Source organism: Cellulomonas sp. NS3 (assembly GCF_024757985.1).
GTDB lineage: Bacteria > Actinomycetota > Actinomycetes > Actinomycetales > Cellulomonadaceae > Cellulomonas_A.
This window is the reverse complement of sequence record NZ_CP103289.1, coordinates 3,349,053-3,361,258: the sequence shown is the minus strand read 5'-3', so window position 1 is coordinate 3,361,258 and position 12,206 is coordinate 3,349,053. Positions and strand designations below refer to the sequence as shown.

The 12,206-nt window shown below is 74.7% G+C and carries 11 protein-coding genes; all 11 read left to right on the top strand.

The window, feature by feature from the left end:
- The first annotated feature begins 22 nt into the window (after positions 1–22).
- The 11 genes from NXY84_RS15290 to atpB all read left to right on the top strand — a co-directional run bounded on the left by NXY84_RS15290 (position 23) and on the right by atpB (position 12,138).
- Positions 23–1,303 (top strand): homoserine dehydrogenase, encoded by a 1,281-nt coding sequence (locus NXY84_RS15290; protein WP_258727235.1) that lies wholly within the window; start codon positions 23–25, stop codon positions 1,301–1,303.
- The gene (gene thrC, locus NXY84_RS15285) at positions 1,303–2,394 is read left to right on the top strand and encodes a threonine synthase (RefSeq protein WP_258723912.1); all 1,092 of its coding nucleotides are present in this window, start codon (positions 1,303–1,305) and stop codon (positions 2,392–2,394) included. Before NXY84_RS15290 ends, thrC begins: the two co-directional genes overlap by 1 nt.
- Positions 2,395–2,405: 11 nt before the next feature.
- A complete protein-coding gene (gene thrB, locus NXY84_RS15280; protein WP_258723911.1) occupies positions 2,406–3,467 on the top strand; it encodes a homoserine kinase in 1,062 nt (353 codons plus the stop codon).
- Between the two features lie 398 nt (positions 3,468–3,865).
- On the top strand, positions 3,866–5,944 hold the full coding sequence (gene rho / locus NXY84_RS15275; RefSeq protein ID WP_258723910.1) for a transcription termination factor Rho: 2,079 nt from the start codon (positions 3,866–3,868) through the stop codon (positions 5,942–5,944).
- A 193-nt stretch (positions 5,945–6,137) separates the two neighbouring features.
- The gene (gene rpmE, locus NXY84_RS15270; protein ID WP_258723909.1) at positions 6,138–6,380 is read left to right on the top strand and encodes a 50S ribosomal protein L31; all 243 of its coding nucleotides are present in this window, start codon (positions 6,138–6,140) and stop codon (positions 6,378–6,380) included.
- Positions 6,381–6,542: 162 nt separating this feature from the next.
- Positions 6,543–7,631 (top strand): peptide chain release factor 1, encoded by a 1,089-nt coding sequence (prfA, locus tag NXY84_RS15265; RefSeq protein WP_258723908.1) that lies wholly within the window; start codon positions 6,543–6,545, stop codon positions 7,629–7,631.
- Complete coding sequence (gene prmC, locus NXY84_RS15260) at positions 7,628–8,566, top strand: peptide chain release factor N(5)-glutamine methyltransferase (protein ID WP_258723907.1); 939 nt, start codon at positions 7,628–7,630, stop codon at positions 8,564–8,566. The genes prfA and prmC overlap by 4 nt, the downstream gene beginning before the upstream one ends.
- Positions 8,563–9,447, top strand: coding sequence for an L-threonylcarbamoyladenylate synthase (locus NXY84_RS15255; protein WP_396126249.1), 885 nt, complete (start codon positions 8,563–8,565; stop codon positions 9,445–9,447). The genes prmC and NXY84_RS15255 overlap by 4 nt, the downstream gene beginning before the upstream one ends.
- Positions 9,444–10,760 carry a glycosyltransferase family 4 protein gene (locus NXY84_RS15250; RefSeq protein ID WP_258723906.1) on the top strand — a complete coding sequence of 439 codons (1,317 nt, stop codon included), beginning with the start codon at positions 9,444–9,446 and terminating at the stop codon, positions 10,758–10,760. Before NXY84_RS15255 ends, NXY84_RS15250 begins: the two co-directional genes overlap by 4 nt.
- On the top strand, positions 10,757–11,233 hold the full coding sequence (locus NXY84_RS15245) for a hypothetical protein (protein ID WP_258723905.1): 477 nt from the start codon (positions 10,757–10,759) through the stop codon (positions 11,231–11,233). Before NXY84_RS15250 ends, NXY84_RS15245 begins: the two co-directional genes overlap by 4 nt.
- A 107-nt stretch (positions 11,234–11,340) precedes the next feature.
- Entirely contained in the window at positions 11,341–12,138 is a 798-nt protein-coding gene (gene atpB / locus NXY84_RS15240) for a F0F1 ATP synthase subunit A (RefSeq protein WP_258723904.1), read from the top strand.
- Positions 12,139–12,206 lie beyond the last annotated feature (68 nt).

The window sequence follows — 12,206 nt, the reverse complement described above, 5'->3', positions numbered from 1 at the left end:
CGGCGAGCCCCGCACGACGCCGCTGCGCGTGGCCGTGCTCGGGTGCGGCGTCGTGGGCACCGAGGTCGTGCGCCTCCTGACGACGCAGGCCGACGACCTCGCCGCGCGCACGGGCGCCCGGCTCGAGCTCGTCGGGATCGCGGTCCGCGACACCGCGACGCCGCGCGACGCGGTCGTCGACCCCGCGCTGCTGACGACCGACGCCGAGGAGCTCGTCACGCGCGCCGACGTGGTGATCGAGGTCGTGGGCGGCATCGAGCCCGCGCGCTCGCTCCTGCTGCGCGCCATCGAGCACGGCGCATCGGTCGTCACGGCCAACAAGGCCCTGCTCGCGCAGGACGGCCCGACCCTCTACGCCGCGGCGGACGCCGCGGGCGTCGACGTGTACTTCGAGGCGGCCGTCGCCGGCGCCATCCCGATCGTGCGTCCGGTCCGGGAGTCGCTCGCGGGCGACCGCGTGCGCCGCGTGCTCGGCATCGTCAACGGGACGACCAACTACGTGCTCGACCGCATGACGAGCGAGGGTCTCGACCTCGACCAGGCGGTCAAGGAGGCGCAGGCGCTCGGGTACGCCGAGGCCGACCCGACCGCGGACGTCGAGGGTTTCGACGCCGCCGCGAAGGCCGCGATCCTCGCCTCGCTCGCGTTCCACACGCGCGTGTCGATCGACGACGTGGACCGCGAGGGGATCACCGCGATCACCGCGGACGACGTCGCCTGGGCCGAGCGCACCGGCTACGTCATCAAGCTGCTCGCGATCGCCGAGCGCCGCGAGGAGGGCGTCCAGGTGCGCGTGCACCCCGCGCTCGTCCCGCTCGCGCACCCGCTCGCGGGCGTCCGCGGGGCGTTCAACGCGGTGTTCGTCGAGGCCGAGGCCGCCGGCGAGCTCATGTTCTACGGCCGCGGCGCGGGCGGGGCGCCCACGGCGTCCGCGGTGCTGGGCGACGTGGTCTCGGCCGCGCGCCACCGCGTGCTCGGCGGCAAGGGCCCGGTCGAGTCGTCGTACGCCGACCTGCCCGTGCTGCCCGCGTCGTCGGCGCGCACGCGCTACCAGGTCCGTCTCGACGTGCAGGACCGCCCGGGCGTCCTCGCCCAGGTGGCCGCGCTGCTCGCCGACCACGGCGTCTCGATCGAGGCGGTCCGCCAGGCGCCCGCCGGCCCCGACGCCGGCGACGGCCTCGCGCGGCTGATCATCACGACGCACGAGGCGGCCGAGGAGTCGCTCGCGGCCACCGTCGCCGCGATCACCGAGCACGAGGCGGTCCGCCGGGTGCTGTCCGTGCTGCGAGTCGAGGGAGTCTGATGGCCCACCAGTGGCGAGGCATCATCGCCGAGTACGCGGACCGGCTGCCCGAGCACGTGCAGCGCAAGGTGGTCACGCTGGGGGAGGGCGGCACGCCGCTCGTCCCCGCGCCGGCGCTCTCGGAGCTCACGGGCGCCGAGGTGTTCCTCAAGGTCGAGGGCATGAACCCGACCGGCTCGTTCAAGGACCGCGGCATGACCACGGCGATCTCGTCGGCCGCCGGGCGCGGTGCCAAGGCGGTCGTGTGCGCGTCGACCGGCAACACGTCGGCGTCCGCGGCGGCCTACGCCACGGCGGCCGGGATGCTGTGCGCGGTGCTCGTGCCGGACGGCAAGATCGCGATGGGCAAGCTCAGCCAGGCCATCGCGCACGGCGCGCGCCTGCTCCAGGTCGACGGCAACTTCGACGACTGCCTCGTCGCGGCCCGCAAGCTCGCGGACGTCTACCCCGTCGAGCTCGTCAACTCGGTGAACCCGGACCGCATCGAGGGGCAGAAGACCGGCTCGTTCGAGGTCGTCGACGCGCTCGGCGACGCGCCCGACATCCACGCGCTGCCGGTCGGGAACGCGGGCAACATCACGGCCTACTGGCGCGGGTACCGCGAGTACGCGGGGCTCGACGCGGGCGAGCAGCACGGCGCGGTCGCGACCCGGACCCCCGCGATGTGGGGCTTCCAGGCCGCCGGCGCGGCGCCCATCGTCGCCGGCCACCCCGTCGACCAGCCCGAGACGATCGCGACCGCGATCCGGATCGGCAACCCGGCGTCGTGGCAGCAGGCCGAGGACGCGCGCGACACGTCGGCCGGGCTGATCGAGGCCGTGACCGACGAGCAGATCCTCGCCGCGCACCGGATCCTGTCGAGCCGGGTCGGCGTGTTCGTCGAGCCCGCCTCGGCCGCGGGCGTCGCGGGCATCCTCATGCTCGCGGAGCAGGGTCGGGTCCCCGCGGGCGCGCGCATCGTCGTGACGGTCACGGGCCACGGCCTCAAGGACCCGCAGTGGGCGCTCAAGACGGCCGACGGCTCCGAGATCGTGCCCGTGCGGGTCAGCGCGGACGTCGTGTCGATCGCCGACGCGCTCGAGCTGTCCTGAGCCGCACGCCCATGCGCCTCGGTCACCACCACGTTCGCGCGCGGGTCCCCGCGACGAGCGCGAACCTCGGGCCCGGCTTCGACGCGCTCGGGCTGGCGCTCGGCCTGCAGGACGACCTCGAGCTGCGGGCGCTCGGGTCGCCCGGCGTCGTGGTCGACGTGACGGGCGAGGGTGCCGACTCGGTGCCGCGCGGCGAGGACCACCTCGTGGTGCGCGCGCTGCGGCTCGCGCTCGACCACGTCGGCGCGTCCCAGACCGGCCTGCACCTGACGTGCACCAACCGCATCCCGCACGGGCGGGGGCTCGGGTCCTCGGCGGCCGCGGCGGTCGGCGGGCTCCTGCTCGCGCGTGCGCTGCTCGCGGACCCGGAGGCGCTCGACGACGACACCGTGCTGGGCCTCGCGACCGAGCTCGAGGGGCACCCGGACAACGCGGCCCCGGCGCTGCTCGGCGGCGCGACGATCGCGTGGCTCGAGGGCGTGGGGGAGCGGGCGCCGGGCGGCCGACCGGGCCCCGGCACGGGGGGTGAGGCCACCGGGAACACCGCTCCCGCTGGCGGCGCCGCGACGACGCCGTCGCACGCGACCGGTGCCGGCCGTCCCCGCGCGGTCCGCCTCGACCTCCACCCGGACGTCGCCCCGCTCGTCGTCGTCCCGGGGACCGAGCTGTCGACGCGGCGCGCCCGCGGGGTGCTGCCCGCGAGCGTCCCGCACGGTGACGCCGCGCACCAGGCCGGGCGCGCGGCGCTGCTCGTCGAGGCGCTGTCGCGCCGTCCCGACCTCCTGCTGCCCGCGACGCGCGACTGGCTGCACCAGCCCTACCGCCGCGACGTCATGCCGGACAGCCTCGCCCTCGTCGACGCGCTGCGGGCGCACGGGGTCGCGGCGGTCGTGTCGGGCGCCGGGCCGACGGTCCTCGCGCTGGCCCGCGTCCGGCGGGACGCCGCGGGGACGCCTGTCGGCACCGACGCGGACGCCGTGGTCGACGACGCGTTCGGTGGCGTCATGGGCGGCTGGACGGTGCTGCGCCCGGACGTCGACCTCGCCGGCGGGAGCGCCTGGCCGGTCGGCTGAGACCTCGCCGCGCAGGCGTGCGGCAGCCGGCTGCGGGAGCCCTCGGCGGCGTCATCGGGTCGCTCGTCGGGCCACCCTCGGAGCCGCGACGGCCGGGGCGCCACCCGGTCGGGTGAACGTGCGTCCAGAAGCGGGCGGTCTCACGCGCGGTGGTACGATGACGCTGTTCTCCGGATCTCGTGCTCCGTCACGTTCCCGTCTCTCCACACCCGCACACCTCAGCCTCGAGGGTGCGCGACGGGCACCGCGAGCCTCGCCGGGAGCGATCCAGCCCACGTGCGCAGACGTCGTCGTACGCAGCGCGTGTGGCTCCAGCACACGATCCGGCCGCTCAGGACCGGGCGTAGGCCGAACCCGCAGACCGGGTGAGGGCCACCGACGAGGGGGAAGGGTCCTTCGTGACAGACACCATCGAGTCCGCCGTGAGCTCCAGCACCGGTGGATCGGGCCGCAGCGCCGCGATCTCGGCACTGCGGCTCCCTGAGCTCCAGGCGCTCGCCGCCGAGCTCGGCGTGACCGGGACGTCCAAGATGCGCAAGAGCGATCTCGTGGACGCCATCAAGACCAAGCGCTCGGGCGGCCGCGCCTCCGCCCCCGAGCCGCAGCCGGCTGCCGAGCAGCCGACGCTCGCGGGGGTCACCGCGGGGAGCGCGCCCGAGACGTCCCCCGAGCCCGCCCGGGCGCGCACCGGCGGTCGCCGCGCGAGCCGTCGCGAGGAGGCTCCGCGCGTCGAGCAGCCCGAGCCCGCCGATCGGGACGCGGCGAACGGAGACGTCCCCGTCCGCGTCGACGCCCGGCTGGAGGCCGTCGAGCGCACGCTCGACGCACGCCTCGCGGGGGAGACCCGGGACGAGCGTGCCGCACGGGCCGCCGAGGCCATCGCGCCGCTCGCGGGCGAGCGGCGCTCGCGCCGGTCGGGCCGGGGCGCCGGTGCGCCGCGCGTCGAGGCCGGTGCCGACACCGACGTGCGTCCCGACGTCGAGCAGGGCGGCCAGCAGCGCGACGGCGGCCAGCGCGACGGTGCCCAGCGCGAGGGCGCGCAGCAGCGTGACGGCGCGCAGCAGCGTGACGGCGCGCAGCAGCGCGAGGGCCAGCGCGACGGTCAGCAGCGCGACGGCCAGCCGCGGCAGAACCGCGACCAGAACCAGGCCGCCGGCAACCAGGCGCTCCTCGAGGACGACGAGCGCGGCGGCCGTCGCCGGCGCTCGCGCGACCGCTACCGCGACCGGGACCGCACCAAGCCGCAGCGCGGCCGTGGTGGCCGCGCCCAGGGTGGCGACCTCGCGGGGTACGAGGAGATCGAGGTCGGCGAGGACGACGTCCTGCTGCCCGTCGCCGGGATCCTCGACATCCTCGACAGCTACGCGTTCGTCCGCACGACCGGGTACCTGCCCGGCCCGAACGACGTGTACGTCTCGCTCGGCCAGGTCAAGAAGGCCGGCCTGCGCCGCGGCGACGCCGTCACCGGTGCCGTCCGCCAGCCGCGCGAGGGCGAGCAGCTGCCCCAGGGCAACGCCGCGCGGGCCAAGTTCAACGCGCTCGTGCGCCTCGACTCGGTCAACGGCCTGCCGCCCGAGGAGGCGCGTCAGCGCGCGGAGTTCTCGAAGCTCACGCCGCTCTACCCGCAGGAGCGCCTGCGCCTCGAGAGCGAGCCGAACAAGCTCACGCCCCGCGTGATCGACATCGTCGCGCCGATCGGCAAGGGCCAGCGCGGTCTGATCGTGTCGCCGCCCAAGGCCGGCAAGACGATCATCATGCAGCAGATCGCGAACGCGATCACCACGAACAACCCCGAGGTCCACCTCATGGTCGTGCTCGTCGACGAGCGCCCCGAGGAGGTCACGGACATGGAGCGGACGGTCAAGGGCGAGGTCATCGCCTCGACGTTCGACCGCCCCGCGTCGGACCACACGATCGTCGCGGAGCTCGCCATCGAGCGGGCCAAGCGCCTCGTGGAGCTCGGCCAGGACGTCGTCGTGCTGCTCGACTCGCTCACGCGCCTGTCGCGGGCCTACAACCTCGCGGCGCCCGCGTCGGGCCGCATCCTCTCGGGTGGTGTCGACGCCTCGGCGCTGTACCCGCCCAAGCGGTTCTTCGGTGCGGCGCGCAACATCGAGCACGGCGGCTCGCTCACGATCCTCGCCTCGGCGCTCGTGGAGACCGGGTCCAAGATGGACGAGGTCATCTTCGAGGAGTTCAAGGGCACCGGGAACATGGAGCTGCGGCTCTCGCGGAACCTCGCGGACAAGCGCATCTTCCCGGCCGTCGACGTCAACGCCTCGGGCACGCGCCGCGAGGAGATCCTCATGGGGTCCGACGAGCTCAAGATCGTCTGGAAGCTCCGCCGGGTCATGGGGGCGCTCGACCAGCAGCAGGCGATCGAGCTCCTGCTCGGCAAGCTGCGCGAGACCCGCTCGAACGCGGAGTTCCTCATGCAGGTCCAGAAGACGACGCCCGGCATGGGCAACAACGACTGACGCACGCGCGCCGCGCCCGGACCGGGTGCGGCGCCGTGGGTCATGACGGCCCTGCGGGAGCCTGCGAGAGACGGCGGCGGGATCGGGAAGGTTTCCGGCCCCCGCCGTGTTCTGGCACAATGTTCCGTTGGTCTCCGGTTCACGTGTGCGGTTCGCGTGCACGACCCGGAGACAACCCAGCGAGGAGAACCCTGTGAAGTCTGAGATCCACCCCGCGTACGTCGTGACCCAGGTGACGTGCACCTGTGGCAACACGTTCACGACGAGGTCCACCGAGACCTCGGGCCAGATCCGCACCGACGTGTGCAGCGCGTGCCACCCGTTCTACACGGGCAAGCAGAAGATCCTCGACACCGGTGGCCGCGTGGCCCGGTTCGAGGCGCGCTACGGCAAGAAGCCGGCTGCCGCGCCGGCCGCCGACACCTCGGCCGAGTAGCGACCTGACAGCGCCGGTGCCCGGCGGACGACTGCCCTCCATGGCAGTGTCCGCGCAGGGCACCGGCGCTGTTTGTCTGCCCGGGCCCGGACGCCCGGCGGACCACCCCGACGACACCTCACCGCACGTCACCCGTCGCACGTCACGCCAGGAGGCGCCCGCATGAGCGACCCGTTCGCCGCAGCGGAGCCGCTGCTCGCCGAGCACGCCGAGATCGAGACGCAGCTCGCCGACCCCGGGGTGCACGCCGACGCCGGGCGGGCCCGCAAGCTCGGACGCCGGTACGCCGAGCTCGGTCAGGTCGTCGCCGCCTACCGCGCGTACCGCGCCGCGACCGACGACGTGGCCGACGCCCGCGAGCTCGCCGGGCTGGACGACGCGTACGCCGCGGAGCTGCCCGCGCTCGAGGAGACCGCCGCCGCGGCCGCCGAGCGCCTGCGCCGTGTGCTCGTGCCGCGCGACCCCGACGACGCGCGCGACGTGATCCTCGAGATCAAGGCCGGCGAGGGCGGCGAGGAGTCCGCGCTGTTCGCGGGCGACCTGCTGCGCATGTACCTGCGCTACGCCGAGCGCCGGGGCTGGAAGACCGAGGTCATCGAGTCCACCGAGTCGGACCTCGGCGGCTACAAGGACGTCCAGGTCGCGGTGAAGGCGCGCGGCACGCTCACCGACCCCGCGCAGGGCGTGTGGGCCAGCCTCAAGTACGAGGGCGGTGTGCACCGGGTGCAGCGCGTCCCCGTCACGGAGTCGCAGGGCCGCATCCACACGTCGGCCGCCGGCGTGCTCGTGCTGCCCGAGGCGGACGACGAGGCCGAGGTCGGGATCGACCCCAACGACCTGCGCATCGACGTGTTCCGCTCGTCCGGGCCGGGCGGCCAGTCGGTCAACACGACCGACTCCGCGGTGCGCATCACGCACGTGCCCACGGGCATCGTCGTGTCGATGCAGAACGAGAAGTCCCAGCTGCAGAACCGGGAGCAGGCGATGCGCGTGCTGCGCGCCCGGCTCCTCGCCGCGAAGCAGGAGGAGGCCGCGGCCGCGGCGAGCGAGGCCCGTCGGTCCCAGGTCCGCACCGTCGACCGCTCGGAGCGCATCCGGACGTACAACTACCCGGAGAACCGGATCGCGGACCACCGCACGGGCTACAAGGCGTACAACCTCGACGTCGTGCTCGACGGCGACCTCGACGCGGTCGTCCGCTCGGCGATCGAGGCGGACGAGGCGGCCCGGCTGGCCGCCGCCGGCGCGTGAGCCCGACGACGCTCGCGGCCGCGCTGCGGGACGCCGAGCGCACCCTGGCCGCCGCCGGGATCGGGTCGGCGCGCGTGGACGCCGAGCTGCTCGCGGCGCACCTGCTGCGGTCCGCGTCGGGTCAGGACGTCAGCCGCGGCGAGGTGCAGACCGCGGCGCTGCTCGGCCGGCCGGCCCCCGAGGGGTACGCGGAGCTCGTCGGCCGCCGTGCTGCCCGCGAGCCGCTCCAGCACCTCACCGGGCGCGCGCCGTTCCGGCGGGTCGAGCTCGCCGTCGGGCCGGGCGTCTTCGTCCCGCGCCCCGAGACGGAGCAGGTCGCCGAGCGCGCGGTGCGGGAGGCCGCCGACGCGCTCGCGCGCACCGGCTCGGCGCTGGTCGTGGACCTGTGCACCGGCTCGGGCGCGATCGCCGTCGCGGTCGCCGTCGAGGTGCCCGGTGCCGTGGTGCACGCGGTCGAGCTCGACGCCGCGGCGCACGCCTGGGCGGCGCGCAACGTCGAGGCCCTCGCCCCGGGGGTCCACCTGCACCGCGGCGACGCGCGCACGGCGCTGCGCGCGCTCGACGGCACGGTCGACGTCGTCGTGTCGAACCCCCCGTACGTGCCGCCGGGCGCGGTGCCGGTCGACCCCGAGGTCGCGCACCACGACCCGGCCGTCGCGCTGTACGGGCTCGGCGCCGACGGCCTCGAGGTCCCGCGCGGGATCGTCGCCGCCGCGGCACGGCTCCTGCGGCCCGGTGGGCTGCTCGTCATGGAGCACGCCGAGGTCCAGGACGCCGCGGCGCGGGCGACGGTCGAGGCGACCGGGGCGTTCGCCGGCGTCGTGACCGCGCCCGACCTCACCGGGCGCGCCCGCATGGTGCTCGCGCGGCGGGCCGATCCGGACCGGTCGGACGGCATGGCGCCCGGCCCCTCCGTGGGAGACTCGCAGCCGTGAGCCTGCTGCGCATCAAGGACGCGACGGACCCCGCGACGTGGGGGCCGTCGCTCGACGCCGCCGTGGAGGCGCTCGGCCGCGGCGACCTCGTCGTGCTGCCGACCGACACGGTCTACGGGATCGCCGCCGACGCGTTCGACCCGGCGGCCGTCCAGGCCCTGCTCGACGCCAAGGGCCGCGGCCGGCAGATGCCGCCGCCCGTGCTCATGCCCGACCTGCGCACGCTCGACGGCCTCGCCACCGCGGTGCCCGACGCCGCGCGCGCCCTCGCGGAGGCCTTCTGGCCCGGCGGCCTGACGCTCATCGTGCGCGCGCAGCCGTCGCTCGCGTGGGACCTCGGCGAGACGCACGGGACCGTCGCGCTGCGCGTGCCCGACCACCCCGTCGCCCTCGAGCTGCTGCGCCGCACCGGACCGCTCGCGGTCTCGAGCGCGAACCGCACCGGCAAGCCCGCGGGCACCGACGTGCGCGAGGCGTACCGCCAGCTCGGCGCGCGCGTGCCCGTGTTCCTCGACGGGGGAGAGGCGCCCGGCGGGGTGTCGTCGACCATCGTCGACGCGACGGGCGACGTGCTGCGCGTCGTGCGCGAGGGTGCGCTGAGCCTCGAGGAGCTGCGCGCGGTCGCGCCGGTCGAGGGCCCGGCCCCGGCACCGGGTGCTGTGGCGCCCGAGGGTGCGACTGGCGAGGCCACCCCGACCGGCACCGCGACGGCCGACGCCGCGACGACCGGGATCCCGACGACCGACCCCGCGACGCCCCCGACCGAGCCCCCGGGCGGACCCGTGTCGACGACGAAGCCGTCCGCGGCACGCCCGTCGCGGGCCCCGTCCGACGACCCCGCCGACGACGCCCCCCAGCCGGGCGGTGAGCCGGGCCGGTGAGGGTCTACCTGCTCCTCCTGCTGGTCTCGGCGGCGACGACCTACCTCATGACGCCGCTCGCCCGGTGGTGCGCGCTGCGCTTCGGGGCCATCACCGCGGTGCGCGACCGCGACGTGCACGCGATCCCGACGCCGCGGCTCGGGGGCCTCGCGATGCTCGTCGGGCTGCTCGTCGCGCTCACGGTCGCGAGCGGCCTGCCCTTCCTCAGCAGCGTGTTCACCGACCCGCGCCCGATCTGGGGCCTCGCGGGCGGTGCGACGACCGTGTGCCTGCTCGGCGTCGCGGACGACATCTGGGACCTCGACTGGGTCACCAAGCTCATCGGCCAGGTGCTCGGCGCGGGGTTCATGGCGTGGCAGGGCGTGCTGCTCTTCCAGCTCCCGATCTTCGGCGACGTGGTGATCGGCTCCGAGCGGGTGTGGCAGGGGCTCACGGTGCTCGTCGTCGTCGTGGCGATGAACGCCGTGAACTTCGTCGACGGCCTCGACGGGCTCGCCGCCGGGATGATCGGCATCGGCGGCACGGCGTTCTTCCTGTACTCGTACTGGCTCACGGTCCTCACGGTCGACGGCGGCCGGGGGAACTACGCGAACCTCGCGACGCTGGTGCTCGCGGTGCTCGTCGGGATGTGCGTGGGGTTCCTGCCGCACAACGTGTACCCGGCGCGCATCTTCATGGGCGACTCAGGGTCGATGCTGCTGGGCCTGGTCATCGCCGCGGCGACGATCGTCCTGACCGGCCAGCTCGACGCGTCCGCGCTCCCCGCGAACGAGGGCACCGCGCTCCTGCCGCGCCAGCAGATCCCGGTGTTCGTACCGATCCTGCTCCCCGTCGCGGTGCTGCTGCTCCCGCTGCTCGACATGGGCCTCGCCGTGGTCCGCCGCGTGGGCGCGGGCAAGTCCCCGTTCCACCCGGACCGCATGCACCTGCACCACCGCCTGCTCTCGCTCGGGCACTCGCACCGCAGCGCGGTCGGGATCATGTGGGTCTGGACGGTCGTCTTCGCGTTCGGCACCGCGTCGCTCGTGGTCCTCCCGACGACGCAGGCGCTGTGGGTGCTCGGCCTCGGGATGGTCGCGGCGGCGCTGCTCACGCTCGGGCCGCTGCGCGGCAAGGACGGCGGCGTCCAACCCATCATCACGGGCGTGACCCCGGCCGTCCCGCCCGGCCCCGACGCGCAGGCACCCGGCACCCGGGACGCGGAGCACCGCGCGGCGACCCGCACGACCCTCGGCCCCGGCCGCCCCACCACCACGACCACCGGCCCCGCCCGGCCCCCGGCCGGCCACCCGACCCCGGAGAAGCGCCCATGACGTCCTCGGACCCCCAGCGCACGCCCGCGCGCCCGTCGTCCTCCGCGGCGGCCGACGCCGTCTTCCGCCGCGCGCTGCGCGACATGCTCGTGCTCCTGGCCCTGCTCACGGTGCTCGGTGTGGGCGTCGGAGGGCTCGTCGCGGGCTCCGCCGGGGTGTGGGGGGCGCTCATCGGCGTCGGCCTCGCGCTCGTGTTCTCGGGCACGACGGTGGTCTCGATGCTCCGCACGTCCCACTCGAGCCCCCAGGCCATGGCGGGTGTCGTGATGGGCGCCTGGCTCGGCAAGATCGTGGTCGTCATCGTGGTCCTCGCGGTGCTCCGCGGACTCGACTTCTACGACCGGACGGTCCTCGCGACCGTGCTCCTGGTGGGTGTCCTGGGCTCGGCCCTGCTCGACTACCGGGCGGTCACGAACGGGCGTGTGCCGTACGTCGAGCCAGCGGATCGCGGTCCAGGCGAGGCGACTTCATAGGTTAGGCTTCACCCATCCATGACGGCCAGGTCCCTACGGCGTGCCCGCACTGACGCGGCCCGCCCGGCACCGATGACCACCAGGAGCTCGCACTGTCCAGCCTCGCGATGATCGCCCCCCTCGCCACCGAGGAGGAGAGCGGGTTCCACGCGCCGTCCATCGCCGACTTCTTCCCGGCGCCGTTCCTCTTCGAGGGCACGTTCCTCGAGTTCAACCGGCTTCAGCTCGTGCGCCTGATCGCCGCCGCCGTGCTGATCATCGTCTTCGTGATCGCGGCCAAGCGGGCCCGGCTCGTCCCGACGCGCGGCCAGAACGTCGTCGAGATCCTCCTGGACTTCGTGCGCGTCAACGTCGCCGAGGAGATCATCGGCAAGGCGAAGGCGCAGAAGTACGTCGCGCTCCTGACCACGCTGTTCCTCGCGATCCTCGCGTTCAACCTCACGGGCGTCGTCCCCGGGCTGAACATCGCCGGGTCGTCGCTCATCGGCATCCCGGTGATGCTCGCCCTCTGGGTCTACGTCATGTACCTCGGGGCGGGCGTGAAGGCGCACGGAGTCGGCGGGTTCCTCAAGATGAGCCTGTTCCCCCCGGGCGTCCCCGCGTTCATGTACGTGCTGCTGACGCCCATCGAGTTCCTGACGGTCTTCGTCCTGCGACCGGCGACGCTCGCGCTTCGACTCATGGCCAACATGGTCGCCGGCCACCTCATGCTGGTGCTCTGCTTCTCGGCCACCCAGTTCTTCGTCTTCGAGGCGTCGGGCGGCATGCAGGTCTTCGGTGCGCTGACCTTCGTCTCGGGATTCGCGCTCACGCTCTTCGAGGTCTTCGTCGCCGCTCTGCAGGCGTACATCTTCGTCGTGCTGACGGCCGTGTACCTCAGCCTCTCCATCGAAGACGAGCACTGACCCACACCCCCAGGGGTCGCGTGACCCCTACCCACGAACGAGCGTCGGGCCGACCGGTCAGGCGCCCT

Bases quoted from the DNA above. Each gene is read 5' to 3' on its own strand.
- NXY84_RS15245 (WP_258723905.1), top strand. From the start codon at position 10,757: ATGACGTCCTCGGACCCCCAGCGCACGCCCGCGCGCCCGTCGTCCTCC.
- thrB (WP_258723911.1), top strand. From the start codon at position 2,406: ATGCGCCTCGGTCACCACCACGTTCGCGCGCGGGTCCCCGCGACGAGC.
- prfA (WP_258723908.1), top strand. From the start codon at position 6,543: ATGAGCGACCCGTTCGCCGCAGCGGAGCCGCTGCTCGCCGAGCACGCC.
- thrC (WP_258723912.1), top strand. From the start codon at position 1,303: ATGGCCCACCAGTGGCGAGGCATCATCGCCGAGTACGCGGACCGGCTG.
- atpB (WP_258723904.1), top strand. From the start codon at position 11,341: ATGATCGCCCCCCTCGCCACCGAGGAGGAGAGCGGGTTCCACGCGCCG.